Source organism: Streptococcus sanguinis (genome assembly GCF_013343115.1).
GTDB classification, from domain to species: Bacteria; Bacillota; Bacilli; order Lactobacillales; family Streptococcaceae; genus Streptococcus; species Streptococcus sanguinis_H.
In genome coordinates this window covers 2,092,280-2,118,738 of the sequence record NZ_CP054570.1, presented here as the reverse complement: position 1 = coordinate 2,118,738, position 26,459 = coordinate 2,092,280, and the positions used below count along the sequence as shown (strand labels likewise).

Annotated in this window: 19 protein-coding genes, 20 tRNA genes and 3 rRNA genes; 41 read left to right on the top strand and 1 reads right to left on the bottom strand. The window is 40.5% G+C overall.

Going from position 1 to position 26,459, the window contains the following annotated elements; genetic code table 11:
• Positions 1–35: 35 nt before the first annotated feature.
• The 4 genes from FOC72_RS10315 (at position 36) to FOC72_RS10300 (ending at position 3,980) form a co-directional block, all read left to right on the top strand.
• Positions 36–797 (top strand): ParB/RepB/Spo0J family partition protein, encoded by a 762-nt coding sequence (locus FOC72_RS10315; protein ID WP_002894293.1) that lies wholly within the window; start codon positions 36–38, stop codon positions 795–797.
• Between the two features lie 213 nt (positions 798–1,010).
• A complete protein-coding gene (gene dnaA, locus FOC72_RS10310; protein WP_002894294.1) occupies positions 1,011–2,363 on the top strand; it encodes a chromosomal replication initiator protein DnaA in 1,353 nt (450 codons plus the stop codon).
• Positions 2,364–2,521: 158 nt separating this feature from the next.
• A complete protein-coding gene (dnaN, locus tag FOC72_RS10305) occupies positions 2,522–3,658 on the top strand; it encodes a DNA polymerase III subunit beta (protein ID WP_002894295.1) in 1,137 nt (378 codons plus the stop codon).
• Positions 3,659–3,785: 127 nt separating this feature from the next.
• Positions 3,786–3,980 (top strand): DUF951 domain-containing protein, encoded by a 195-nt coding sequence (locus FOC72_RS10300; RefSeq protein WP_002894296.1) that lies wholly within the window; start codon positions 3,786–3,788, stop codon positions 3,978–3,980.
• A 127-nt stretch (positions 3,981–4,107) separates the two neighbouring features.
• Here FOC72_RS10300 and FOC72_RS10295 read toward each other — a convergent pair whose 3' ends face one another.
• A complete protein-coding gene (locus tag FOC72_RS10295; protein ID WP_002894297.1) occupies positions 4,108–4,599 on the bottom strand; it encodes a DUF1307 domain-containing protein in 492 nt (163 codons plus the stop codon).
• A gap of 166 nt (positions 4,600–4,765) precedes the next feature.
• Here FOC72_RS10295 and ychF point away from each other — a divergent pair, with 166 nt between their 5' ends.
• The 37 genes from ychF (at position 4,766) to pcsB (ending at position 26,383) form a co-directional block, all read left to right on the top strand.
• Positions 4,766–5,881 carry a redox-regulated ATPase YchF gene (ychF, locus tag FOC72_RS10290; RefSeq protein ID WP_011836277.1) on the top strand — a complete coding sequence of 372 codons (1,116 nt, stop codon included), beginning with the start codon at positions 4,766–4,768 and terminating at the stop codon, positions 5,879–5,881.
• A 72-nt stretch (positions 5,882–5,953) separates the two neighbouring features.
• Entirely contained in the window at positions 5,954–6,523 is a 570-nt protein-coding gene (gene pth / locus FOC72_RS10285) for an aminoacyl-tRNA hydrolase (RefSeq protein WP_002894300.1), read from the top strand.
• Positions 6,516–10,019: a transcription-repair coupling factor gene (mfd, locus tag FOC72_RS10280; protein ID WP_002894301.1), complete on the top strand. Its 3,504-nt coding sequence runs from the start codon at positions 6,516–6,518 to the stop codon at positions 10,017–10,019. The genes pth and mfd overlap by 8 nt, the downstream gene beginning before the upstream one ends.
• Before the next feature lie 90 nt (positions 10,020–10,109).
• Positions 10,110–10,376 carry an RNA-binding S4 domain-containing protein gene (locus FOC72_RS10275; RefSeq protein ID WP_002894302.1) on the top strand — a complete coding sequence of 89 codons (267 nt, stop codon included), beginning with the start codon at positions 10,110–10,112 and terminating at the stop codon, positions 10,374–10,376.
• Positions 10,369–10,737, top strand: a complete 369-nt coding sequence (locus FOC72_RS10270; protein WP_002894303.1) for a septum formation initiator family protein — start codon at positions 10,369–10,371, stop codon at positions 10,735–10,737. The genes FOC72_RS10275 and FOC72_RS10270 overlap by 8 nt, the downstream gene beginning before the upstream one ends.
• Before the next feature lie 2 nt (positions 10,738–10,739).
• Positions 10,740–10,868, top strand: coding sequence for an SP_0009 family protein (locus FOC72_RS11585; RefSeq protein WP_002894304.1), 129 nt, complete (start codon positions 10,740–10,742; stop codon positions 10,866–10,868).
• Positions 10,861–12,144, top strand: coding sequence for a serine hydrolase (locus FOC72_RS10265; protein WP_002894306.1), 1,284 nt, complete (start codon positions 10,861–10,863; stop codon positions 12,142–12,144). The genes FOC72_RS11585 and FOC72_RS10265 overlap by 8 nt, the downstream gene beginning before the upstream one ends.
• Entirely contained in the window at positions 12,141–13,418 is a 1,278-nt protein-coding gene (gene tilS / locus FOC72_RS10260; RefSeq protein ID WP_002894308.1) for a tRNA lysidine(34) synthetase TilS, read from the top strand. The genes FOC72_RS10265 and tilS overlap by 4 nt, the downstream gene beginning before the upstream one ends.
• A 4-nt stretch (positions 13,419–13,422) precedes the next feature.
• The gene (hpt, locus tag FOC72_RS10255; RefSeq protein ID WP_032913750.1) at positions 13,423–13,965 is read left to right on the top strand and encodes a hypoxanthine phosphoribosyltransferase; all 543 of its coding nucleotides are present in this window, start codon (positions 13,423–13,425) and stop codon (positions 13,963–13,965) included.
• 17 nt (positions 13,966–13,982) lie between these two features.
• On the top strand, positions 13,983–15,962 hold the full coding sequence (ftsH, locus tag FOC72_RS10250; RefSeq protein ID WP_002894312.1) for an ATP-dependent zinc metalloprotease FtsH: 1,980 nt from the start codon (positions 13,983–13,985) through the stop codon (positions 15,960–15,962).
• Positions 15,963–16,067: 105 nt separating this feature from the next.
• Positions 16,068–16,139 (top strand) — tRNA-Glu (locus tag FOC72_RS10245).
• A 5-nt stretch (positions 16,140–16,144) separates the two neighbouring features.
• Positions 16,145–16,218 (top strand) — tRNA-Asn (locus tag FOC72_RS10240).
• Positions 16,219–16,431: 213 nt separating this feature from the next.
• Positions 16,432–16,917, top strand: a complete 486-nt coding sequence (locus FOC72_RS10235) for a sigma-70 RNA polymerase sigma factor region 4 domain-containing protein (RefSeq protein ID WP_002894314.1) — start codon at positions 16,432–16,434, stop codon at positions 16,915–16,917.
• Between the two features lie 265 nt (positions 16,918–17,182).
• Positions 17,183–18,730 (top strand): 16S ribosomal RNA (locus tag FOC72_RS10230).
• Positions 18,731–18,794: 64 nt separating this feature from the next.
• Positions 18,795–18,867 (top strand) — tRNA-Ala (locus FOC72_RS10225).
• 126 nt (positions 18,868–18,993) lie between these two features.
• A 23S ribosomal RNA gene (locus FOC72_RS10220) occupies positions 18,994–21,893 on the top strand.
• Positions 21,894–22,009: 116 nt separating this feature from the next.
• Positions 22,010–22,125 (top strand): 5S ribosomal RNA (rrf, locus tag FOC72_RS10215).
• Together the 16S, 23S and 5S rRNA genes with 18 tRNA genes alongside form the textbook arrangement of a ribosomal RNA operon.
• 3 nt (positions 22,126–22,128) lie before the next feature.
• Positions 22,129–22,201: transfer RNA gene (locus tag FOC72_RS10210), tRNA-Val, on the top strand.
• A gap of 16 nt (positions 22,202–22,217) precedes the next feature.
• A tRNA-Asp gene (locus FOC72_RS10205) sits at positions 22,218–22,290 on the top strand.
• Positions 22,291–22,322: 32 nt separating this feature from the next.
• A tRNA-Lys gene (locus FOC72_RS10200) sits at positions 22,323–22,395 on the top strand.
• Between the two features lie 5 nt (positions 22,396–22,400).
• A tRNA-Leu gene (locus tag FOC72_RS10195) sits at positions 22,401–22,482 on the top strand.
• Between the two features lie 16 nt (positions 22,483–22,498).
• Positions 22,499–22,571 (top strand) — tRNA-Thr (locus FOC72_RS10190).
• A gap of 14 nt (positions 22,572–22,585) precedes the next feature.
• Positions 22,586–22,657, top strand: a tRNA-Gly gene (locus FOC72_RS10185).
• Positions 22,658–22,664: 7 nt separating this feature from the next.
• Positions 22,665–22,750, top strand: a tRNA-Leu gene (locus tag FOC72_RS10180).
• Between the two features lie 31 nt (positions 22,751–22,781).
• Positions 22,782–22,855: transfer RNA gene (locus FOC72_RS10175), tRNA-Arg, on the top strand.
• A gap of 19 nt (positions 22,856–22,874) precedes the next feature.
• Positions 22,875–22,948, top strand: a tRNA-Pro gene (locus tag FOC72_RS10170).
• A 5-nt stretch (positions 22,949–22,953) separates the two neighbouring features.
• A tRNA-Met gene (locus FOC72_RS10165) sits at positions 22,954–23,027 on the top strand.
• A 13-nt stretch (positions 23,028–23,040) separates the two neighbouring features.
• Positions 23,041–23,114: transfer RNA gene (locus FOC72_RS10160), tRNA-Ile, on the top strand.
• Positions 23,115–23,126: 12 nt separating this feature from the next.
• Positions 23,127–23,216: transfer RNA gene (locus FOC72_RS10155), tRNA-Ser, on the top strand.
• Positions 23,217–23,235: 19 nt separating this feature from the next.
• A tRNA-Met gene (locus FOC72_RS10150) sits at positions 23,236–23,309 on the top strand.
• Between the two features lie 5 nt (positions 23,310–23,314).
• Positions 23,315–23,387, top strand: a tRNA-Phe gene (locus FOC72_RS10145).
• A gap of 20 nt (positions 23,388–23,407) precedes the next feature.
• Positions 23,408–23,478 (top strand) — tRNA-Gly (locus tag FOC72_RS10140).
• A 33-nt stretch (positions 23,479–23,511) separates the two neighbouring features.
• A tRNA-Ile gene (locus tag FOC72_RS10135) sits at positions 23,512–23,585 on the top strand.
• A 9-nt stretch (positions 23,586–23,594) separates the two neighbouring features.
• Positions 23,595–23,682: transfer RNA gene (locus FOC72_RS10130), tRNA-Ser, on the top strand.
• 72 nt (positions 23,683–23,754) lie between these two features.
• Positions 23,755–24,570 (top strand): rod shape-determining protein MreC, encoded by an 816-nt coding sequence (gene mreC / locus FOC72_RS10125; protein ID WP_002894316.1) that lies wholly within the window; start codon positions 23,755–23,757, stop codon positions 24,568–24,570.
• Between the two features lies 1 nt (position 24,571).
• Positions 24,572–25,072: a rod shape-determining protein MreD gene (gene mreD, locus FOC72_RS10120; protein WP_002894318.1), complete on the top strand. Its 501-nt coding sequence runs from the start codon at positions 24,572–24,574 to the stop codon at positions 25,070–25,072.
• Between the two features lie 96 nt (positions 25,073–25,168).
• On the top strand, positions 25,169–26,383 hold the full coding sequence (pcsB, locus tag FOC72_RS10115; RefSeq protein WP_011836283.1) for a peptidoglycan hydrolase PcsB: 1,215 nt from the start codon (positions 25,169–25,171) through the stop codon (positions 26,381–26,383).
• The last annotated feature ends 76 nt before the right edge of the window (positions 26,384–26,459 follow it).

Genomic DNA, 26,459 nt, shown 5'->3' with positions numbered 1-26,459 from the left:
TACACAATCGTAAAGGTGTGTTATTCTATATACAAATGGAAAACTTTCAATATATTGCACTTAAAGACATTCGAACCAATCCTTATCAGCCTCGTAAAGAGTTTTCACAAAAAAAGATTGAAGAATTAGCGGCATCAATCAAAGAAAATGGTCTCATTCAGCCAATCATTCTTCGGAAATCTTCACTTTTTGGTTATGAAATTTTAGCAGGAGAACGGAGATTTAGAGCTGCCTCTTTTCTTGGCCTAGAAACGATCCCAGCTGTCGTCAAAGAATTATCTGATGATGACATGCTGAAACAGGCCATTATCGAAAATCTTCAAAGAGAAGACTTGAATCCTATAGAAGAGGCTGAGTCTTATCAAAATTTGATTGACAAAGGCTTGACACATGATGAAATTGCTAAAATCATGGGAAAATCTAGACCCTATATCAGCAATATTGTCAGACTTTTACAATTATCCAAAGAAGTTCGTCAAGCTATCAAGGAAGAAGAGATATCTCAAGGACATGCTCGCCTGCTGGTCCCCTTAAAAGAAGAAGAACAGTTACTATGGCTGAACAAGATCTGTCGAGAAGATTTATCGGTTAGAGCAGTTGAAAAGCTTCTTCAGCAAAAAAAGAGTCTCAAAAAGAAACCTAATAAAGAAATATTTGCTAAATCTGAAGAGGAAAAAATTAAAAAAATTCTCGGTCTGGAAGTTTCTATTCAGTTAAAAAACCAGAGTAAAGGAAAGCTGATTATTCCTTTTGAAAGCGAAGAAGAATATCAAAGAATTATAAACAGTTTTAAATAAAACTGTTATTTTCTTTTTTAAAAATAACAAAATTATCCACTGTTAAATTAATTAGGAAGCTTATTAAAATACGAAATTTTAGCTTTATTCACATTCTGTGGATAACTTCAGCTAACAATGTGAATTCTTTTCCAGTTCTTGTGGAAAACTTTGAACCTTTATGATAAAATAAGATGCGTATGAATCAGAAAATTATAGAAAAGGAGGGAAGTTATGACCAAAGAACAGGACTTTTGGAATCGTATTTTAGAATTGGCTCATGCTCAGCTAAAACAGACAACTTATGATTTCTTTGTTGCTGAGGCCAAGCTTGTCAAAGTTGAAGAAAAACAAGCTGTTATTTTCCTAGATAGTCCAGTGAAACAGCTATTTTGGGAGCAAAACTTAGTAGGAGTTATTCTTACTGCAGGATTTGAAATTTTTAATGATCAGATTGCTGGAAAGTATATTTTTGAAGAAGAAACTAACACTGAAACTTCGAAATCTGTAGTAACCAGTCCTCAAATCAGCACTGTTCAGCCAAGCTTGCCACCTATTGATACTGGCTTAAAGTCAAAATATACCTTTGACAATTTTGTTCAGGGAGACGGAAATATCTGGGCTAAAGCTGCTGCCTTGGCGGTATCTGAGAATCTAGCCACAACCTATAATCCTCTTTTTATCTATGGAGGACCTGGCCTGGGCAAAACTCATTTATTAAATGCTATTGGCAATCAAATTTTAGAAAATATTCCAGATGCGCGTGTCAAGTATATACCGGCTGAAACCTTTATTAACGACTTCCTTGAACATTTAAGATTGGGAGAGATGGATAGCTTTAAAAAAATCTATCGTAGTCTGGATCTTCTGCTGATTGATGACATTCAATCTTTGGGAGGAAAAAAGGTTTCAACTCAGGAAGAATTTTTCAACACTTTCAATGCTCTTCATGGTGAAAATAAACAGATTGTTTTAACCAGCGACCGCAGTCCTGATCATCTGGATAATTTGGAAGAACGCTTGGTAACACGTTTCAAATGGGGATTAACTCAAAATATTACACCGCCAGATTTTGAAACACGAATTGCAATTCTGCGAAACAAAATAGAAGATTTGGATTATATTTTCCCGAATGATACCTTGGAATACCTTGCAGGACAGTTCGACTCCAATGTCCGCGACTTGGAAGGTGCTTTGAATGATATCAGTCTCATCGCTAGAGTTCGTCATCTGAAGGAAATCACTATTGATATCGCTGCAGAGGCTATTCGAGCACGCAAACAAGATTCAAGCCAGGTAACAGTTATCCCGATTGACAAGATTCAGTCTGAAGTTGGGAAATTCTATGGTGTTAGTGTCAAAGAGATGAAAGGCAGCCGTCGAGTACAAAATATCGTTTTAGCTAGACAGGTAGCTATGTATCTGACTCGTGAGCTGACTGACAACAGTCTACCTAAAATTGGTCGTGAGTTTGGCGGGAAAGACCATACGACTGTTATCCATGCACATGGAAAAATCAAAACCATGATTGAATCAGACGACAATTTACGTTTAGAAATTGAAAGCATCAAGAATAAAATTAAATAGTTTGTGGAAAACTACAGAATTTTTTCAAAACTTATCCACACTTTGTGAACAAGTCTCAAAACTTGTTAGAATAAGGATGAAGCTATTTTTCCACATAATTCACACAAACTACTATTACTATTAATCTTATAATCATAAATAAATAAAAAGGAGATCCTATGATTCATTTTTCTATTAATAAAAATCTCTTCTTGCAAGCTTTAAATACTACTAAAAGGGCTATCAGCCATAAAAATGCAATTCCTATTCTTTCTACTGTGAAAATCGATGTTACCAAAGAAGGACTCACCTTAATCGGCTCAAATGGCCAAGTGTCGATTGAAAACTTTATTTCTACTCAAAATGAAAATGCAGGCTTGCTTGTCAACTCAACAGGTTCAATTTTATTAGAAGCGACTTTCTTTATCAATGTTGTTTCCAGTCTGCCAGATATTATTCTGGATTTTAAAGAAATTGAACAAAAACAAATCGTCTTGACTAGCGGCAAATCAGAGATTACCCTGAAAGGAAAAGACGCTGACCAGTATCCACGAATCCAGGAAATTTCTGCCAGCAATCCCTTGGTTCTTGAAACAAAAATTCTCAAAGATGTCATTAACGAAACAGCCTTTGCAGCCAGTGTTCAGGAAAGCCGTCCAATTTTGACTGGTGTTCACTTTGTTTTGACAGATAACCAGTTTTTGAAAACAGTTGCGACAGACTCCCACAGAATGAGTCAAAAGAAAATTACTCTGGAGAAAAACGGAGATAATTTCGACGTAGTCATTCCAAGTCGCTCTTTACGTGAATTTACGGCTGTTTTTACCGATGAAATTGAAACGGTAGAGGTTTTCTTTGCTAACAATCAAATTCTTTTCAGAAGCGAAAATATCAGCTTCTACACCCGCCTCTTAGAAGGAAATTATCCAGATACAGATCGTTTGATTCCAACTGAATTTACGAGTGTCCTTACTTTTAATACTTCTGATTTACGTGCAGCTATGGAACGCGCTCGTCTCTTGTCTAATGCCACACAGAATGGAACAGTTAAACTGGAGATTGCAGGCGGTATTGTCAGTGCCCATGTAAATTCACCAGAGGTTGGCCGTGTTAACGAAGAAATTGATACAGAAAGTGTAACTGGCGAAGATTTGACCATTAGCTTTAATCCAACTTATCTGATTGATGCTTTGAAGGCCATTGACAGTGAAAAAGTAACGATTAGTTTTATCTCATCCGTTCGTCCTTTCACCTTGGTACCGAGTGAAGACACAGAAAACTTTATTCAGCTGATTACACCTGTCAGAACTAATTAAGATGAAAAGCAGTGGGCCAAGTTAAAGATTCTTACTTCTTGGTCCTAAGTTCTTTTCATTTACAAAGTACGATAGATGCTTAAGTTTTCTTCCTGGACAATGCTAGTTCCTTGAAAGGAGAAAGAAAATGTATGAAATTGGTCATTTTGTAGAAATGAAAAAGCCACATGCCTGCACCATTAAAGCGACTGGGAAAAAGGCGAATCGCTGGGAAATCACAAGGGTTGGTGCAGATATCAAAATTCGTTGCACCAATTGTGAACATCTTGTAATGATGAGTCGTCACGATTTTGAAAGAAAAATGAAGAAAATAATTGATTGAACTAAAAATCATCGTAAATACAATTGTGGAAAACCAATTTGCATTGCTGAAGGGCAGATTTAGATTTGATTTTCTTATTTTTCAATCAAAAAGGGATAGGACTTTTTTAGTCCTATCCCTTTTGCTTTTATTTAAGATCTTCAAATTTACCGTCTTTAACTTCTTTATAACCTGCTTTTTCGAGTAATTTAGCAGTTTCTTTATAACTGATATAATCTGCTTTTTGATTACCAGATGTTTGAAGAAGCTGCTTACTTTGTAGTTCTTCAATATCAGCTTTACTGAAATCAATTGTCAGTTTTTCAGTTAAATAATCATCTTTGTACTCAATTTTATGAGTTAATCCTTTGATACCCTCAATAGATTTAGCATAGGCTTCTGTCTGCTCTTTAGCAGTGTCTTTTGTCAAGCCAACTGGCTTATAGTAGAAGGTGTTGTTTGTTTCGTTTATAAGAAGCTCATCACCTTTATATTCAACAGTGATGCGGCTATCTTGTTTAGTATTTTGGTCAATCAGCTGGAAATAAGCTTTTTTAGGACTGCTGCAGGCAGCTAAAACAAACAAAGCGGAAACCGCAAGGAAGGAAAGAAAAAGTGTTTTGAAAGTATTCTTTTTCATTAGGGACTCCTTTAATAAGAATATTAGCTATATTATACCATTTTTTTCTTCAATTTATTTTACATTTTTGTAAAGAAAGCTAGAAAAAATAACTTAAATCCGCTGTTTAGGATAAGGATTTATGGTATAATGGTTTGGATTGAAAAGATGAATGGAGAAGATAAGAATGGCTTTGACAGCAGGAATCGTTGGTTTACCCAATGTTGGTAAGTCAACTTTATTTAATGCAATTACAAAAGCAGGTGCAGAAGCAGCTAATTACCCTTTTGCGACAATTGATCCAAATGTCGGGCGGGTAGAAGTTCCGGATGCTCGTTTAGATAAATTAACAGAACTCATCAAACCACAGAAGAAAGTCCCAACAACTTTCGAATTTACTGATATTGCTGGAATTGTGAAAGGTGCTTCAAAAGGAGAAGGACTAGGGAATAAATTCTTAGCCAATATCCGTGAAGTAGATGCTATCGTCCACGTAGTACGTGCTTTTGATGATGAAAATGTCATGCGAGAACAGGGCCGTGAGTCTGAATTTGTAGATCCAATGGCCGATATTGAGACCATTAATCTAGAATTGATTTTAGCAGACCTAGAAAGTATTAACAAACGTTATGCACGTGTAGAGAAGATGGCTCGGACCCAAAAAGATAAGGATTCAGTGGCAGAATTTAATGTTTTACAGAAAATTAAGCCTGTCCTAGAAGATGGTCTGTCAGCTCGCACAATTGAATTCACAGAAGAAGAACAAAAAATCGTTAAAGGACTCTTTCTTTTAACGACTAAGCCGGTTCTCTATGTGGCCAATGTCAGTGAAGATGAGGTAGCAGATCCAGATAATATTGACTATGTGAAGCAGATTCGTGAATTTGCAGCTACAGAAAATGCTGAAGTTGTTGTCATTTCAGCGCGTGCAGAGGAAGAGATTTCTGAATTGGACGATGAAGATAAGTCAGAATTTCTGGAAGCTATCGGCTTGACAGAATCAGGTGTGGATAAACTGACCAGAGCAGCTTATCATCTGTTGGGACTTGGAACCTACTTTACAGCTGGTGAAAAAGAAGTGCGTGCCTGGACCTTTAAGCGTGGAATGAAAGCTCCTCAAGCGGCTGGTATTATTCACTCAGACTTTGAAAAAGGCTTTATTCGAGCAGTGACTATGTCTTATAATGACTTAGTGCACTATGGCAGCGAAAAAGCAGTTAAAGAGGCTGGACGTTTGCGCGAAGAAGGAAAAGAATATATCGTTCAAGATGGCGATATTATGGAATTTAGATTTAATGTGTAAAGTATTTGTAAAGTTTAAAAATTCTAGGTTGGAAATTTTTTCCAGCCCTTTTGGCTTTTATAAAGGAGAAAAATGGTAAAGTTAATAGTCGGTCTGGGAAATCCAAGAGAAAAATATATCGAAACCAAGCATAATGTTGGTTTTATGCTAGTTGACAAAATTTGTAAAGATCTTGATTTAAAGTTTACAGCTGATAAAATCTTTCAAGCAGATATCGCCTCTACTTTTCTAAATGGCGAAAAAGTCTATTTTGTCAAACCAACTACATTTATGAATGAGAGCGGAAAGGCCGTTCAAGCTTTACTAGCATACTATGGTTTAGATATAGAGGATTTATTGGTCATCTATGATGATTTGGATATGGAAGTTGGTAAGATTCGTTTGCGCAGCAAGGGTTCAGCTGGTGGCCATAACGGTATTAAATCTATTATCAAACACATTGGAAGTCAAGAATTTAAACGGATAAAGATAGGGATTGGCCGTCCTAAAGAAGGTGTGACAGTGGTTCACCATGTTCTAGGAAAATTCGATAAAGATGATTATATGACAATTCTGAATACTCTTGATAAGGTTGACAATGCTGTAAATTATTATTTACAGTCAGGCAATTTTGAACAAACTATGCAGAAATACAATGGATAATAAAATGAACCTGATTGACTTATTTTGTCAAAACCAGCAAATTTCAGATTGGAAGAAAAATCTCCATAAAAGCAGCAGACAGTTGATAATGGGACTGTCTGCATCAACAAAAGCAATCACTATAGCGGCTGGATTAGAAGAAGCTGATAAAATCCTTGTGCTGACTTCTAGTCAAAATGAAGCAGATCGTTTGGCTAGTGATTTGATTTCTTTGTTGGGAGAAGACAAGGTCTATACTTTCTTAGCAGATGATACTCCTATAGCAGAATTTGTCTTTGCCTCACAGGAAAAAATATTTTCAAGATTAGATGCTCTGAACTTTTTAATAGACCATCAAAAGTCTGGAATTCTAGTTACTAATGTTGCGGCTAGTAAATTACTCTTGCCTGATCCCATTGATTTTAAAACAACCAACATAAATTTGATAGTTGGACAAGAATATGACCTAAATAATCTTGTAAAGATGTTGTCAAGAACAGGATACAAGAAGGTGTCTCAAGTTTTAAGTCAGGGAGAATATAGTCTAAGAGGAGATATCTTAGACATTTTTGAGCGCTCAGCAGAGTTTCCCTATCGACTGGAGTTTTTTGGCGATGAAATTGATGGTATTCGGATTTTCAATCCAGAAAATCAAACTTCAATCGAGAATATAGAAAGTATTTTGATTAAACCTGCTTCTGATATCCTGCTTTCTGAGAAAGATTATGCTCGAGGACGAGAAAATCTGGAAGCAATTTTAGAAAAAGCTGTTGATCCTGCTTTGAAATCTTACTTAGAAGAGTTACTAATCAGTGCTAAAGAGGAGTTTCATCATGCAGATATTCGTAAATTCCTTTCTTATTTTTATCAGAAAGAATGGACTATTTTAGACTATTTGCCTGTTCATAGTCCTGTATTTTTTGATGATTTTCAAAAAAATGTGGATCGGCATGCTCAATTTGAACTGGAAACAGCTGGCTTATTGACAGATGATTTACAAAATTGTAAAGCTTTATCAAGTCAGAAATATTTTGCAGATAAGTACCAAGATTATCGTCAATATAAACCAGCAACCTTCTTTTCAAGCTTTCAAAAAGGTTTGGGAAATTTGAAATTTGATGCTTTGTATCAATTCAATCAATACCCAATGCAAGAATTTTTCAGTCAATTTCCCTTGCTCAAAGAAGAAATTAATCGCTATAAAAAATCTGGCTATACAATAATCTTACAAGCAAATTCTTCGGCAGGTTTACAAAGTTTACATAAAAATTTACAGGAATATGATATTCATTTAGACTATATAAAAGAGGCTGAGATTCACAAAAATGCAGTTCAGCTTATAGAAGGAAATCTTGTTCAGGGTTTTAATTTCGTAGATGAGAAAATTGTTCTTATTACAGAGTACGAAATTATTCACAAGAAAATAAAACGAAAAATTCGACGTCAGAATATCTCCAACGCTGAACGACTGAAAGATTACAATGAGCTAGAGAAAGGGGATTATGTTGTCCATAATATTCATGGGATAGGACGTTATCTGGGAATAGAAACGATTGAAATCTCTGGCGTCCACCGTGACTATCTGACAATTCAATATCAAAATTCTGATCGTATTTCGATTCCAGTTGACCAGATTGATCTCCTATCAAAGTATGTTGCCAGCGATGGAAAAACACCTAAGGTAAATAAGCTAAATGACGGTCGTTTCCAGAAGAGTAAGCAAAAAGTTCAGCATCAGGTTCAGGATATTGCGGATGATTTGATTAAACTATATGCTGAACGCAGCCAGCTAAAAGGTTTTGCTTTCTCAGCGGATGATTCCAATCAAGAGGAATTTGATAATGATTTTCCTTATGTTGAAACAGAGGACCAGCTAAGAAGTATTCAGGAAGTGAAGAAGGATATGGAAAGCAGCCGTCCGATGGACCGCCTCTTAGTTGGTGATGTAGGCTTCGGGAAAACAGAAGTAGCTATGCGGGCAGCTTTTAAGGCTGTCAATGATCATAAACAAGTAGCTGTATTAGTGCCAACAACGGTCTTAGCCCAGCAACACTATACTAACTTTAAAGAACGCTTTAATGATTTTGCGGTCAATGTCGAGGTACTTAGCCGTTTTAGGAGTAAGGCAGAACAAAAACAGACTCTAGAGAAGCTGCAGAAGGGACAAGTTGATATTATCATCGGAACCCACCGACTCTTATCCAAAGATGTAGAATTTGCGGATTTAGGTTTGATCATCATTGATGAGGAGCAGCGTTTTGGAGTTAAACATAAGGAAACATTAAAAGAATTGAAAAAGAAAGTTGATGTCCTGACCTTGACAGCAACTCCTATTCCTCGAACTCTTCATATGTCTATGCTGGGAATTCGCGATTTATCAGTCATTGAGACCCCGCCTACCAATCGCTATCCTGTTCAGACCTATGTTTTAGAAAGCAATCCTACAGTGATTCGAGAAGCTGTCTTACGTGAAATAGACCGAGGTGGACAGGTTTACTACCTTTACAATAAGGTTGACACAATTGAACAGAAAGTTTCGGAATTAAGAGAGTTAATCCCAGAAGCTTCTATAGGCTATGTTCATGGTCAAATGAGTGAGATTCGTTTAGAAAATACTTTACTGGATTTCATCAATGGAGAATACGATATTTTGGTGACTACAACCATTATTGAAACTGGGGTTGATATCCCAAATGCCAATACTTTGTTTGTAGAAAATGCTGACCACATGGGGCTGTCAACCTTGTATCAACTTCGTGGACGGGTTGGCCGCAGCAATCGGATTGCCTACGCTTATCTAATGTACAGACCAGATAAGATCTTAACAGAAGTTTCTGAAAAGCGTCTGGAGGCTATTAAAGGATTTACAGAGTTAGGTTCTGGATTTAAGATTGCCATGCGAGATTTGTCTATTCGAGGGGCTGGCAATATTCTAGGAAGTATGCAATCTGGCTTTATTGATTCTGTTGGTTTTGAGATGTACTCACAGCTTCTAGAAGAAGCCATTGCTAAAAAGCAGGGTAGAGAAAACAAACGTCAAAAGAGCAATGCAGAGATTAATCTGCAGATTGATGCCTATCTGCCTAGTGACTATATTTCTGATGAAAGACAGAAAATTGAAATTTACAAGAGAATTCGTGAGATTGACAGCCGTGTAAACTATGAAAATCTACAGGATGAATTGATTGATCGCTTTGGGGAGTATCCTGATGTTGTAGCCTATCTGTTGGAGATTGGACTTGCTAAGTCTTATTTAGATCAGGCTTTTGTAAAGTCAGTGGAACGCCAGCAGAATACAGTAATGATTCATTTTGAGAAAATTTCGCAGCAGCTTTATCTGACGCAGGACTATTTTGAAGCACTTTCGATGACGAATTTAAAGGCTCGAATTGGTGAAAAAAATGGCTTGATTGAAGTGATTTTTGATGTGAGGAACAAAAAAGATTATGAGATTTTAGAAGGTCTAGTTAATTTTGGAGAAAAGATGCTGGAAATTAAACAGCGCAAGGCAGAATAAAGGTTACAATTCAGTGAAGTTTGGTTTTTTAAGCTCTATTTTTCTCAAAAAATGGTAGAATAATAAATTAAGAGAAATTGAGGTAATAGGATGAGATTAGATAAATATTTGAAAGTGTCACGGATTATCAAGCGACGTCCAGTGGCTAAAGAAGTAGCTGACAAGGGCCGGATAAAAGTGAACGGTATCTTGGCTAAGAGCTCAACAGATTTAAAAGTGGATGACTTGGTTGAAGTACGCTTTGGTAATAAACTCTTGACTGTAAAGGTTCTGGAGATGAAAGATAGTACCAAAAAAGAAGATGCAGCTAAAATGTACGAAATCGTCAGTGAAACAAGGATAGAAGAAGATGCCTAAAAATATCGTCCAACTCAATAATCGTTTTATTCAAGATGAAAATCAACGCCGCAGATATGTGGATCAGGAACGGCGGAAACGCAACCGTTTTATGGGCTGGGTTCTGATTTTGGTGATTCTATTATTTATTCTACCTACCTATAATTTGTACCAGAGCTATCAAACCTTGCTGCAGCGTCGTGAACAGTATTCTAAACTGAAGGAGAAATATCAGACGCTCAGCGAAGAAAAGGTCTATCAATCTGATATAGCAACAAAGTTAAAAGATGACAGTTATGCTGCTAAGTATGCACGCGCTAAATACTCTTTTTCAAAAGAGGGTGAGTACATTTATACTATCCCAGATTTATTACCACAGTAGTTATGGAAGATTTATTAAAAACAATTGAGCAGTTCTTGGAATTTTCTGATGAAAAACTAGAAGGACTGTCTGAAAAAAATCAAGCTTTGAAACTTCAAGAAAATCAAGAGGAAAGGGGAAAACATGCGTAAGTTTTTGTTACTGATATTTTTGCTGCCAGCTTTATTTAGCAGTATCACAGTTATTAGTACCGAAAAAGATTTCGTATTAGATGAGGAAGAAAAATATCATTTTACAAGCACTACGTATGGACGCTATTATGATAGCATCCCGACAAATCCTAATGTTTATGAAGAAACTCCTACATTTACAGATTCTACTCTGAGTAAGACTACTGGAAAGCTAGTTCCAGACCAGCCTATCCAGATAACTGGATTTTATGTAAATGAAGAAGAAGTCCCGATTTTCAAACTGAAAAATGGGCAGTTTGTGATAGCGGATAAAAATACAATTTACGAAGATACTGTCCAGTCAATCGAAGATATCCATCAAGAAATGTGGCTGAAACCCGGTTTTACTCTTTATGATAAAGCCAATATCAACGGAGCTAAAAAAATCAATGCAACAGTAGCTCCATATACAAAAGTAAGCATTGTTCAAATTGTCCAGACAGTCAAAGGAACTTATGCCCAGATTGAAGGACAGGGCTGGGTTTCTATGGAATTTCTGGATGAGACTGATAATCGAATGGACAAGGTTCAAGAAATTCTGAGCAGTAAGTACAACAAAGCGGACTACTCTATCTATGTGAAACAGCTGGACACAGGCAAAGAAGCAGGTATCAATCAAGATCAAGAGATGTATTCGGCCAGTGTGACCAAACTGCCTTATCTTTACTATGTGCAGGAACAGCTGGATCAGAAAAAACTTTCGTTAGATCAGAAGTTCAAGTATATTGGAGCAGTCAATGATTTTGCAGGTGCTTACGAACCAGAAGGAAGTGGCAGCATTGCTAAGTCAGCTGATGATAAGGAATATTCGGTTCAGGATTTGATAAATCGAGTGGCCAAAGAATCAGATAATGTCGCCCATAATATTTTAGGATATTATGCGACCAATCAATCTGATAAAAATTTTCAGCAGACGATCAATAAAATAGCTGGAAAGAAATGGGATGTGGAAGAAAGACAAGCATCTTCACGTATGGCTGGAAATGTTTTGAAAGCGATTTATGAGCAAAATGGCATGATTATCGATGCCTTGTCTCAGACAAATTATGATAATCAGAGGATTTCTAAAAATATTGATGCTAAAGTGGCTCATAAAATTGGTGACGCCTATGATTTCAAGCATGATGCTGCGATTGTCTATGCAGATTCCCCTTTTATCATTGTCATTTTCACTAATAATTCAAACTACGATAACATTTCCCAGATAGCAGACGATGTCTATGGAGTCCTGAAATGATTAAGCAAGAATTTCTTAAAAAATTGCAGGAGAAAAAGTATTTCCAAGACCATCGAAAAGTTTTAGTTGCTGTATCAGGTGGACTGGATTCTATGACGCTGCTGCAGCTGTTGGTTGATTCTCAAAAAGAACTGGCTATTGAGCTTGCGATTGCTCATGTTAACCACAAACAGCGGCCAGAGTCAGATCAAGAAGAAAAGGCATTGGTAAAGATTGCGGAACAGCTTGGTGTAAAGATTTTTACATCAAGTTTTTCTGGTAATTTTTCAGAAAATGCTGCTCGGCAGTTTCGTTATGATTTTTTCGGGAAAGTGATGCAGGAGGGGCACTATACAGCTCTGGTAACTGCCCACCACGCAGATGATCAAGCTGAGACTGTTTTTATGCGGCTGCTGCGTGGAGCTAGACTTCGTCATCTGTCCGGCATGAAAGCTGTCCAGCCTTTTGCTTGTGGGGAGCTGATTCGTCCTTTGCTTACTTTTCATAAGTCAGACTTTCCGGATATTCAGTATTTTGAAGATAGCAGTAATTTTCAAAATGATTATCTCAGAAATCGAATTCGCAATCTTTATCTGCCGGATCTAGAAAAAGAAAATCCACAATTTAAGGATTCTTTGCGGTATCTGGGAAAGGAAATTGAAGATTGGCAGACTGCTTTGTCTCACTTAACCAGAGATTTAGATATAGAAAATGTACAAGTTTTTCATCAGCAAATCCCTCAGGTTCAACGTTTTCTATTGCAGAACTATCTTGAAAACTTTCCTGGTCTGAATCTGAGCAAGCAGCAGTTTGAGGAGGTTTTAAACATCCTGCGGACTAAGGCCAATTATCAGCATATTTTAAAAAAAGACTATGAGCTTGTTAAAGATTACCAGCGTTTTGAAATTAGAAAAATCAGTCGTAAGCCCGATTTAAAAATGGATTCAATTTTGTTAGAATTTGAGAATCTGATTGAGTTTGGGTATTATCGATTTTCATTCGGGATTCCTTTGAGTGGTGAAAATATACAGAAAATTTTTGTTTCGCGTGAAACTTCGCTGACACTCCGTTTCCGAAAAGAGGGAGACAGTATTTTGCTGAACGGTCATCACAAGAAACTTCGTCGTCTTTTTATTGATAAGAAGGTTTCCTTTGAAGAACGGAATTCATCTGTAGTAGTGGAACAAAATCATCAAATTTTAGCAATCTTAAATATTGCTATCAGTGATTTGAGTAAGGCATTAAAAAGTGATATAATGAGTACTGTACTTTATATTCAGAAAATAGATGGGTAAAATTATGCTAGAACAAGATATCAAAAAAATATTGATTTCCCATGATGAAATCGTGGATGCTGCAAAAAAGCTTGGTCAGCAATTAACCAAAGATTACCAAGATAAAAATCCAATTTTTGTTGGAATTTTAAAAGGTTCCGTGCCTTTTATGGCTGAGTTAATCAAGCATATTGACACACATATTGAGCTTGATTTTATGTTGGTCTCCAGCTACCATGGTGGTACTGCTAGCTCAGGTGTCATTAATGTTATTAAGGACATTGATCAAGACATCACAGGACGTGATATCCTATTTGTTGAGGATATTATTGATACTGGTCAGACTTTAAAAAATCTGTGCAATTTGTTTAAGGAAAGAAATGCTGCATCAGTAAAAATTGCTACACTTTTGGATAAGCCAGAAGGCCGTGTTGTTGAAATTGATGCAGATTATACATGTTTCACAATTCCAAATGAATTTGTTGTTGGATATGGATTAGATTACAATGAAAACTATCGTAATATTCCATATATTGGTATTTTGAAAGAAGAAGTTTATACAAAATAAAGGTTTACTATTAATAGATGAAAAATAAGCAAAACAATGGTTTTATAAAAAATCCATTTCTCTATATTCTGATTATTGTTGTCCTAGTGACAGGGTTTCAGTATTTCTTCTCAGGAGATACTGGCGGTCGCAGTCAACAAATCAATTACACAGAATTAGTGAAGGAAATTAAGGAAAATAATGTCACAGAGATGAGCTACCAGCCAAATGGCAGTGTCGTCGAGATTTCAGGTACTTACAAAACACCTCAGGAATCGAAAGAAGATACAGGGATTTTATTTTTCACTCCAAACATTTCTAAAGTAGAAAAATTCACAAGTATTATTTTACCGTCAGATATTACAATTTCTGATTTACAAAAATTAGCCTCTGAGCATAACACTGAAATCAGCATAAAGCGCGAAAGTTCAAGCGGAATGTGGATTACAATCCTCACTTCCATCGTTCCTTTTGTGATTGTCATCTTCTTCTTTATGTCCATGATGAATCAAGGTGGTGGCGGTGGTGCTCGCGGTGCCATGAATTTCGGCCGCAATAAGGCGCGTGCTGCTAACAAAGAAGATATCAAGGTTCGTTTCTCGGATGTAGCTGGTGCTGAGGAAGAAAAGCAAGAGCTAGTAGAAGTTGTTGAGTTTTTGAAAGATCGGAAACGTTACACCAAACTAGGTGCTCGTATTCCTGCTGGTGTTCTTCTAGAAGGCCCTCCAGGAACTGGTAAAACCTTGCTTGCTAAGGCAGTTGCTGGGGAAGCTGGAGTTCCTTTCTTCAGTATCTCAGGTTCCGACTTTGTAGAAATGTTTGTTGGGGTTGGAGCAAGTCGTGTCCGTTCTTTGTTTGAAGATGCGAAAAAAGCAGCCCCTGCTATTATCTTCATCGATGAAATCGATGCAGTCGGTCGTCAGCGTGGTGTTGGCCTTGGCGGTGGTAACGATGAGCGGGAGCAAACCCTCAATCAGCTCTTGATTGAAATGGATGGTTTCGAAGGCAATGAAGGAATCATTATCATTGCGGCTACTAACCGTTCAGATGTATTGGATCCAGCCTTGTTGCGTGCTGGCCGTTTTGACAGAAAAGTATTAGTCGGCCGTCCTGACGTTAAAGGTCGGGAAGCTATTCTCCGTGTTCATGCTAAGAATAAGCCGCTGGCTAAAAATGTTGATTTGAAACTAGTTGCTCAGCAGACACCAGGTTTTGTTGGTGCTGATTTGGAAAATGTCTTGAATGAAGCTGCTTTGGTTGCTGCTCGTCGTAACAAGAAAGTCATTGATGCAGATGATATTGATGAAGCGGAAGACCGGGTAATTGCAGGACCTTCTAAGAAAGATAAGATGGTTTCTGAACGCGATCGTCAAATGGTTGCTTATCATGAAGCTGGACATACTATTGTTGGTTTGGTATTATCAAATGCGCGTGTCGTACATAAAGTAACCATCGTCCCTCGTGGACGCGCTGGCGGATATATGATTGCCCTGCCTAAGGAAGACCAAATGCTTCTATCTAAAGAAGATATGAAAGAGCAATTAGCTGGTCTTATGGGTGGTCGTGTGGCTGAAGAGATTATCTTTAATGTTCAAACAACAGGTGCTTCTAATGACTTTGAACAGGCAACTCAGATGGCCCGCAGTATGGTAACGGAATATGGAATGAGTGAAAAACTTGGTCCAGTTCAATACGAAGGAAACCATGCTATGTTTGGTGCAGCCAGTCCTCAAAAATCAATTTCAGAACAGACTGCATATGAGATTGACGAAGAAGTAAGAGAACTTCTTAATGAAGCACGTAACAAAGCTGCAGAGATTATTCAGTCCCATCGTGAAACTCATAAATTGATTGCCGAAGCGCTTCTTAAATATGAAACTTTGGATAGCAATCAGATTAAATCATTGTATGAAACTGGCAAAATGCCAGAAGAGTCTGAACTTGAATTAGACAAAGAAGCTCATGCACTTTCTTATGATGAAATTAAAACGAAAATGGAAGAAAAAAGTTCCGAGTAGAAGAAGTTGGAGAAATTCCAACTTTTTTCTCTTTTTCTGAAATAGTTATTGACAAAGGAAGAAAAGCTGATATAATGGAATATGTTCTGCAGAAGGACAAGAAATGGTCCGTTGGTCAAGGGGTTAAGACACCGCCTTTTCACGGCGGTAACACGGGTTCGAATCCCGTACGGACTATATAATCCGCCATAGCTCAGTTGGTAGTAGCGCATGACTGTTAATCATGATGTCGTAGGTTCGAGTCCTACTGGCGGAGCTAGGTTTAAAAAATCAAATGTGTAAGCATTTGATTTTTTTCTTGCTTTTATACTTCGCGCAATCCTCCCAAATGACTAAATATGTGCCTGAAATGACTTAAAAATAGTTATTCGAGTCAGAAGAGCTCCTAAAATATGCTTTTTAGAAGAAAGAGCCCACCTTGCTTTCTATTTACAGTAGAATTAAGTCAAGTAAATTTTAAGGAGGAACTATGGATTTTAGAACTACTTATGAGAAGGTGAAATGGATAGTTTGGAAGTGTAAGAAAGACTATTATATTCATTTGTGGGAACATAGTGATTGGGAGCAAGAAGGAATGTTAGTTTTATACGAACTTCTGCTTAAAGAAAAAGGAATTGAAAACGATGAGGAAAAACTCTATCGTTATTTCAAAACAAAATTCAGAAATCATATACATGATAAAATTCGTAAACAAGAAAGCCAAAAGCGAAAATTGGACCGCCAGCCTTATGAAGAAGTGAGTGAGATTGGACATCGTTTGAAATCAAAAGAATTGTTTCTGGATGAGTTAGTTGCCTTCAGAGAAGCGATTGACAATTATAAAAGAACTCTTGATGATGTTGGATTGGATAATTATCAGAGGTTGATGAGCAACGAGCGCTTTAAAGGAAGAAGAGCCATGCTTAAAGATTTAAAAAATCACTTAAAAGATTTTCAAGATAATACGATTTTGTAATGAACAAACTTGATGACTTTATTTCTGTTTTACTAGAACAGGTTAGAGCATCAAGTTTTTTTATTAAATAAAAATAAAAAAAGATCAAAAAAGGTATTGACAGGTTGGTGGTATAGGTGATATACTAATATAGTTGTCGCGAAAGACAAAGCCCTTTGAAAACTGAACAAGACGAACCAAGTGCAGGGTGACATAGAGATATGTAACCTGTCAAAAAACGAAAATAAATCTGTCAGTGGACAGTAATGAGTGCGAACTCAAACTTTTTAATGAGAGTTTGATCCTGGCTCAGGACGAACGCTGGCGGCGTGCCTAATACATGCAAGTAGAACGCTGAAGAGAGGAGCTTGCTCTTCTTGGATGAGTTGCGAACGGGTGAGTAACGCGTAGGTAACCTGCCTGGTAGCGGGGGATAACTATTGGAAACGATAGCTAATACCGCATGAAATTGCTTATCGCATGATAATTAATTGAAAGATGCAATTGCATCACTACCAGATGGACCTGCGTTGTATTAGCTAGTTGGTGAGGTAACGGCTCACCAAGGCGACGATACATAGCCGACCTGAGAGGGTGATCGGCCACACTGGGACTGAGACACGGCCCAGACTCCTACGGGAGGCAGCAGTAGGGAATCTTCGGCAATGGGGGGAACCCTGACCGAGCAACGCCGCGTGAGTGAAGAAGGTTTTCGGATCGTAAAGCTCTGTTGTAAGAGAAGAACGGGTGTGAGAGTGGAAAGTTCACACTGTGACGGTATCTTACCAGAAAGGGACGGCTAACTACGTGCCAGCAGCCGCGGTAATACGTAGGTCCCGAGCGTTGTCCGGATTTATTGGGCGTAAAGCGAGCGCAGGCGGTTAGATAAGTCTGAAGTTAAAGGCTGTGGCTTAACCATAGTATGCTTTGGAAACTGTTTAACTTGAGTGCAGAAGGGGAGAGTGGAATTCCATGTGTAGCGGTGAAATGCGTAGATATATGGAGGAACACCGGTGGCGAAAGCGGCTCTCTGGTCTGTAACTGACGCTGAGGCTCGAAAGCGTGGGGAGCAAACAGGATTAGATACCCTGGTAGTCCACGCCGTAAACGATGAGTGCTAGGTGTTAGGCCCTTTCCGGGGCTTAGTGCCGCAGCTAACGCATTAAGCACTCCGCCTGGGGAGTACGACCGCAAGGTTGAAACTCAAAGGAATTGACGGGGGCCCGCACAAGCGGTGGAGCATGTGGTTTAATTCGAAGCAACGCGAAGAACCTTACCAGGTCTTGACATCCCTCTGACCGCTCTAGAGATAGAGTTTTCCTTCGGGACAGAGGTGACAGGTGGTGCATGGTTGTCGTCAGCTCGTGTCGTGAGATGTTGGGTTAAGTCCCGCAACGAGCGCAACCCCTATTGTTAGTTGCCATCATTCAGTTGGGCACTCTAGCGAGACTGCCGGTAATAAACCGGAGGAAGGTGGGGATGACGTCAAATCATCATGCCCCTTATGACCTGGGCTACACACGTGCTACAATGGCTGGTACAACGAGTCGCAAGCCGGTGACGGCAAGCTAATCTCTGAAAGCCAGTCTCAGTTCGGATTGTAGGCTGCAACTCGCCTACATGAAGTCGGAATCGCTAGTAATCGCGGATCAGCACGCCGCGGTGAATACGTTCCCGGGCCTTGTACACACCGCCCGTCACACCACGAGAGTTTGTAACACCCGAAGTCGGTGAGGTAACCGTAAGGAGCCAGCCGCCTAAGGTGGGATAGATGATTGGGGTGAAGTCGTAACAAGGTAGCCGTATCGGAAGGTGCGGCTGGATCACCTCCTTTCTAAGGAGTCCGTAAGGACACACGGAATGCACTTGCGTCTTGTTTAGTTTTGAGAGGGCTATGTGGGGCCTTAGCTCAGCTGGGAGAGCGCCTGCTTTGCACGCAGGAGGTCAGCGGTTCGATCCCGCTAGGCTCCATTATCTAGTTTGACTAGATAAAGAACTTGTCCATTGAAAATTGAATACCGATATCAAATAGTAACAAGAAAATAAACCGAAAACGCTGTGAATATTAATGAGTTTAAGACTGAAAGGTCAAAATAAGGTTAAGTTAGTAAGGGCGCACGGTGGATGCCTTGGCACTAGGAGCCGATGAAGGACGTGACAAACGACGAAATGCCTCGGGGAGCTGTAAGTAAGCTTCGATCCGGAGATGTCCGAATGGGGGAACCCAACAGGTTGATGCCTGTTACCCATTTCTGTTAAGGGAATGAGGAGGAAGACGCAGTGAACTGAAACATCTAAGTAGCTGCAGGAAGAGAAAGCAAAAGCGATTGCCTTAGTAGCGGCGAGCGAAGAGGCAGAAGGGCAAACCGAAGAGTTTACTCTTCGGGGTTGTAGGACTGCGCTGTGGACTCAGAATTTATAGAAGAATGACTTGGGAAAGTCAGCCAAAGAGAGTAAGAGCCTCGTATTTTAAATAGATTCTGTACCTAGCAGTATCCTGAGTACGGCGGGACACGTGAAATCCCGTCGGAATCTGGGAGGACCATCTCCCAACCCTAAATACTCCCTAGTGACCGATAGTGAACCAGTACCGTGAGGGAAAGGTGAAAAGCACCCCGGGAGGGGAGTGAAATAGAACCTGAAACCGTGTGCCTACAACAAGTTCGAGCCCGTTCATGGGTGAGAGCGTGCCTTTTGTAGAATGAACCGGCGAGTTACGTTATGATGCGAGGTTAAGTTGAAGAGACGGAGCCGTAGGGAAACCGAGTCTGAATAGGGCGCTTTAGTATCATGATGTAGACCCGAAACCATGTGACCTACCCATGAGCAGGTTGAAGGTGCGGTAAAACGCACTGGAGGACCGAACCAGGGCACGTTGAAAAGTGCTTGGATGACTTGTGGGTAGCGGAGAAATTCCAAACGAACTTGGAGATAGCTGGTTCTCTCCGAAATAGCTTTAGGGCTAGCGTCGACATGAAGATTCTTGGAGGTAGAGCACTGTTTGGGTGAGGGGTCCATCCCGGATTACCAATCTCAGATAAACTCCGAATGCCAATGAATTATGGTCGGCAGTCAGACTGCGAGTGCTAAGATCCGTAGTCGAAAGGGAAACAGCCCAGACCACCAGCTAAGGTCCCAAAATAATTGTTAAGTGGAAAAGGATGTGGGGTTGCACAGACAACTAGGATGTTAGCTTAGAAGCAGCTATTCATTCAAAGAGTGCGTAATAGCTCACTAGTCGAGTGACCCTGCGCCGAAAATGTACCGGGGCTAAAACAATTTACCGAAGCTGTGGATACCTTTTATAGGTATGGTAGGAGAGCGTTCTATGTGTGGAGAAGGTGTACCGTGAGGAGCGCTGGAACGCATAGAAGTGAGAATGCCGGTATGAGTAGCGCAAGACAGGTGAGAATCCTGTCCACCGTAAGACTAAGGTTTCCAGGGGAAGGCTCGTCCGCCCTGGGTTAGTCGGGACCTAAGGAGAGACCGAAAGGTGTATCCGATGGCCAACAGGTTGAGATTCCTGTACTAGAGTATGAAGTGATGGAGGGACGCAGTAGGCTAACTCGTGCGTACGAATGGATGTACGTCTAAGCAGTGAGGCGTGGTATGAGTCAAATGCTTATACCTCTAACGTTGAGCTGTGATGGGGAGCGAAGTTTAGTAGCGAGTGAGTGATGTCACACTGCCAAGAAAAGCTTCTAGCGTTGTATCATACTCTACCCGTACCGCAAACCGACACAGGTAGTCGAGGCGAGTAGCCTCAGGTGAGCGAGAGAACTCTCGTTAAGGAACTCGGCAAAATGACCCCGTAACTTCGGGAGAAGGGGTGCTGACTTTGGTCAGCCGCAGTGAATAGGCCCAAGCAACTGTTTATCAAAAACACAGCTCTCTGCTAAATCGTAAGATGATGTATAGGGGGTGACGCCTGCCCGGTGCTGGAAGGTTAAGAGGAGTGCTTAGCGGAAACGCGAAGGTATGAATTGAAGCCCCAGTAAACGGCGGCCGTAACTATAACGGTCCTAAGGTAGCGAAATTCCTTGTCGGGTAAGTTCCGACCCGCACGAAAGGCGTAATGATTTGGGCACTGTCTCAACGAGAGACTCGGTGAAATTTTAGTACCTGTGAAGATGCAGGTTACCCGCGACAGGACGGAAAGACCCCATGGAGCTTTACTGCAGTTTGATATTGAGTGTCTGTGCCACATGTACAGGATAGGTAGGAGCCTATGAAATCGGGACGCCAGTTTCGATGGAGGCGTTGTTGGGATACTACCCTTGTGTTATGGCCACTCTAACCCGGTAGGTTTATCATCTACGGAGACAGTGTCTGACGGGCAGTTTGACTGGGGCGGTCGCCTCCTAAAAGGTAACGGAGGCGCCCAAAGGTTCCCTCAGACTGGTTGGAAATCAGTCGCAGAGTGTAAAGGTATAAGGGAGCTTGACTGCGAGAGCTACAACTCGAGCAGGGACGAAAGTCGGGCTTAGTGATCCGGTGGTTCCGCATGGAAGGGCCATCGCTCAACGGATAAAAGCTACCCTGGGGATAACAGGCTTATCTCCCCCAAGAGTTCACATCGACGGGGAGGTTTGGCACCTCGATGTCGGCTCGTCGCATCCTGGGGCTGTAGTCGGTCCCAAGGGTTGGGCTGTTCGCCCATTAAAGCGGCACGCGAGCTGGGTTCAGAACGTCGTGAGACAGTTCGGTCCCTATCCGTCGCGGGCGTAGGAAATTTGAGAGGATCTGCTCCTAGTACGAGAGGACCAGAGTGGACTTACCGCTGGTGTACCAGTTGTTCTGCCAAGAGCATCGCTGGGTAGCTATGTAGGGAAGGGATAAACGCTGAAAGCATCTAAGTGTGAAACCCACCTCAAGATGAGATTTCCCATAACGCAAGTTAGTAAGAGCCCTGAGAGAAGATCAGGTTGATAGGTTGGGAGTGGAAGTTGTGTGAGCAATGGAGCGGACCAATACTAATCGCTCGAGGACTTATCCTAGAATAAGAGCTTCATCAGAGTGCAGCGAATGGTTTAGAGAAATGTTAGATTTGATATTGTATTCAATTTTGAGTTGACAAGGCCTGTCTGAGAGGACAGGACAGTTAATTCAATAGTTAAGTGACGATAGCCTAGGAGATACACCTGTACCCATGCCGAACACAGCAGTTAAGCCCTAGAACGCCGGAAGTAGTTGGGGGTTGCCCCCTGTGAGATATGGTAGTCGCTTAGCGAAGGGAGTTTAGCTCAGCTGGGAGAGCATCTGCCTTACAAGCAGAGGGTCAGCGGTTCGATCCCGTTAACTCCCATATTCTGAAAAGAATAGGTCCCGTAGTGTAGCGGTTATCACGTCGCCCTGTCACGGCGAAGATCGCGGGTTCGATTCCCGTCGGGACCGTTGAAGTCGAGAAGATTTCAATAAAAGTAAGAGACTCGTTAGCTCAGTTGGTAGAGCATTTGACTTTTAATCAAAGGGTCACTGGTTCGAGCCCAGTACGGGTCATAAGAGCGGGTTTGGCGGAATTGGCAGACGCACCAGATTTAGGATCTGGCGCTTTAGGGCGTGGGGGTTCAAGTCCCTTAACCCGCATATAAGATAATAATGAGCCGGCTTAGCTCAGTTGGTAGAGCATCTGATTTGTAATCAGAGGGTCGCGTGTTCAAGTCATGTAGCCGGCATTTTTGAATAGGATGCGAACGTAGTTCAGTGGTAGAACATCACCTTGCCAAGGTGGGGGTCGCGGGTTCGAATCCCGTCGTTCGCTTGAGGCGGCCGGGGTGGCGGAACTGGCAGACGCACAGGACTTAAAATCCTGCGATTGGTAACGATCGTACCGGTTCGATTCCGGTCCTCGGCATAGACTTGTAAGAGGCAGTAGAAGAAGATGAGCACCCTTAGCTCAACTGGATAGAGTACCTGACTACGAATCAGGCGGTTAGAGGTTCGACTCCTCTAGGGTGCATTAAGTAATAACTTAAGTTCGGGAAGTAGCTCAGCTTGGTAGAGTACTTGGTTTGGGACCAAGGTGTCGCAGGTTCGAATCCTGTCTTCCCGATAGATGGCGGTGTAGCTCAGCTGGCTAGAGCGTCCGGTTCATACCCGGGAGGTCGGGGGTTCGATCCCCTTCGCCGCTATAATGATCTTGTCGGACCTTTAGCTCAGCTGGTTAGAGCTCTCGGCTCATAACCGAGTGGTCGTAGGTTCAAGTCCTACAAGGTCCATAGTGTTATCTTGGAGGATTACCCAAGTCCGGCTGAAGGGAACGGTCTTGAAAACCGTCAGGCGTGTAAAAGCGTGCGTGGGTTCGAATCCCACATCCTCCTTAGGGACGAATAGTAATGACGCGGGATGGAGCAGCTAGGTAGCTCGTCGGGCTCATAACCCGAAGGTCGTAGGTTCAAATCCTGCTCCCGCAATAATTGGCTCGGTAGCTCAGTTGGTAGAGCAATGGATTGAAGCTCCATGTGTCGGCGGTTCGATTCCGTCTCGCGCCATACATTATCATAGTGGTGATGCGGGTGTAGTTTAGTGGTAAAACTACAGCCTTCCAAGCTGTTGTCGCGAGTTCGATTCTCGTCACCCGCTTTGAACGAAAGTTCATACCAAGTTTTCAAACTTGGGCGCGTAGCTCAGGTGGTTAGAGCGCACGCCTGATAAGCGTGAGGTCGGTGGTTCGAGTCCACTCGTGCCCATTAAATATTGGAGAATTACTCAAGAGGCTGAAGAGGACGGTTTGCTAAATCGTTAGGTCGGGTAACCGGCGCGGGGGTTCGAATCCCCCATTCTCCGTATAATGAGGAGTTTAGCATTTGCTATCTCCTTTTCTTATACTTTCTCGTTCTGTTTAGTGGGGTTTTTCTGATGAATCGATTTAAAAAGTCTAAGTTTCTGATTTCTTTTTTTGTATTAGTTGTTGCAATGACGATACTTATCTTATCTACCTCTTCTAGTTGGTTTGTATCAACTACTTCAAATATTATTTCATTGGTAGATAGACTTGTTGGTTCTCCTTTTGCTTTTGTAGCTGATAAAAAAGAATCAATGTCAGATTTGATGTCTACTTATAGAGAGAATCAGCAGCTCAAGAAAAATCTTTATAAGATTGAGGAAAAGGCTGGGAAGGCAGATTCCTTAGAAGATGAGAATGAGCAGTTGCGAAAACTTCTGGAATTTAAAGAGGCTGATAAAAATCAAATACAGATTGCCAGCGAAGTGATTGCTCGTACGCCAGCATCTTGGAAAAATGAGCTGACTATTGACAAGGGGACATCTGATAATGTGACAGATGCTATGCTAGTAGTCGCTAATGGTGGTCTAGTAGGAAGTGTTTCTGAAACTAGTAGTCAGTCTAGCTTAGTTTCTCTACTGACTAACGAGGAAAACTCAACTAAAATTTCTGTTAGAATTCAAACTAAGTCTGGTCCAGTTTATGGGATTATTACTGGTTATGATGAAAAAAACTCTGCTTATATCATCAGTCAGTTAAATAGTGCTGAAGATATAAAAGAGGGAGATGAGGTGGCAACCAGTGGCTTGGGTGCTTATAATGCAGAAAATATTCCTGTCGGTAAGGTACTTTCCGTGTCTGAGGCTAAGGATCAGTTAAACAAGATTGTCCTGGTTAAGCCGGCTGCTGATTTGTCGGATATCCGTGCTGTAATGTTGGTAGGGAACTAATATGAGAGATATTAAAGAACACCTTTTGACTCCTATTATTTTATTTTTTGTTTTATTGATCGACGGGCAGATTTCGACTTTTCTGGCTAATATTCTGCCTTTACAATGGCATTTAGTCAGTCATTTTATCTTTATTTTCATGCTTTTTGTTTCCATCAACCTCTCTAGAAACTACAATATTCTCTTATTTTGCTGTTTGGGGTTGATTTATGATGTTTACTATTTTCATACCATCGGTATTGCTCTTATTCTTTTTCCTCTTTTAAGTCTCTTGGTTTGTCAGTCAAGTTCGACTATGCTTTTAAATAAATTTACTCGCTTTTTATCTGTTTTGATTCTTGTATTTTTATTTGAATTAACCAGCTTTGCTTTTGCGGTATTTTTGAATCTTTCTAGTCTGAATTTACAGGATTTTGTTCTTAGCATTTTAGTACCGACTATCCTTCTCAATGGCCTGATATTCCTCATTTTTCAGCCTATTTTCGAAAAAATGTATTTATGATAAACAAGAAATAAAAATGTAATAAAGGCGTAACATATGATACAGCATTTTCTGGTATACTAGTTAATGTCTTATAAGAAGGAGTGTATTATTTTTATGAAGAAAAAACTACTCACATCAATTTTATTGAGTACGGTTATCCTTTCACAAGGAGCTGCACTTGTGAGCGTTAAAGCGGAGACAACTGATGAAAAGATTGCTGCACAAGACAGCAAGATTAATAGTTTGACAGAGCAACAACAATCAGCTCAGGCACAAGTCAACGAGATTCAAGGCCAAGTATCTGCTATTCAAAAGCAACAAGAAGAGCTTAAAGCAGAAAATGAAAAATTGTCTGCTGAATCTGCAAGACTTTCTGCTGAGATTGATGAACTGTCTAAAAACATCGTAGCTCGTAATGAGTCACTTGCAAATCAAGCTCGCAGTACCCAAACAAATGGAACTGCTACTAGCTACATCAATACAGTTGTGAATTCTAGCTCTATCACAGAAGCTATTTCTCGTGTAGCAGCTATGAGCGAAATTGTTTCAGCAAATAATAAAATGCTGGAACAACAAAAGAAAGATAAAGAAGTAATTGCTGAAAAGCAAGTTGCGAATAATGAAGCTATCAATACTGTAATTGCTAACCAAGAGAAGTTAGCTGATGATGAGCAAGCTTTGGCAACAAAACAAGCTGAACTGAAAGCAGCTCAGGCAAGTCTTGCAGCTGAAAAAGCGACTGCTGAAAACGAAAAGAATTCTCTTCTTGAAGAAAAAGCAGCAGCTGAAAAAGCAGCAGCTGAAGCGGCAGCTCGTGAAGCAGCTTATAAAGCAGAGCAAGAATCAAAACGTCAAGCAATTGAAGCTTCAGGAAATACTACCCTGCAAGCTCAGGTTCAAGCAGTTGTTAATTCAGCTCCAGCAGCTGAAGCAGCGGCTCCAGCAGCACCTGCAGTGACTCAATCTGTTGCCCGTGCGAATAGACCAGTTTATAGCTCATCTGCATCTTCTTATCCAGTAGGTCAATGTACTTGGGGTGCTAAGACATTAGCTCCTTGGGCTGGCGATTACTGGGGTAATGGTGGACAATGGTCTGCAAGTGCAGCAGCAGCAGGCTTCCGTGTTGGTTCACAGCCAGAAGTTGGAGCGATCGCATGTTGGACTGACGGTGGATATGGACACGTTGCAGTAGTAACAGCTGTTCAATCTACTACAAGCATCCAAGTATCAGAAGCAAACTACCTTGGACAACAATCAATCGGTAACTACCGTGGATGGTTTAATCCAACAACTGCACAAGGTACAGTTTCATATATCTATCCGAACTAATCAGTAAAAAGCGCCTATGGCGTTTTTTATTTTTAATTGAAAAATCAACTGAAAAAAGTTACAATGGTAGTTGGGA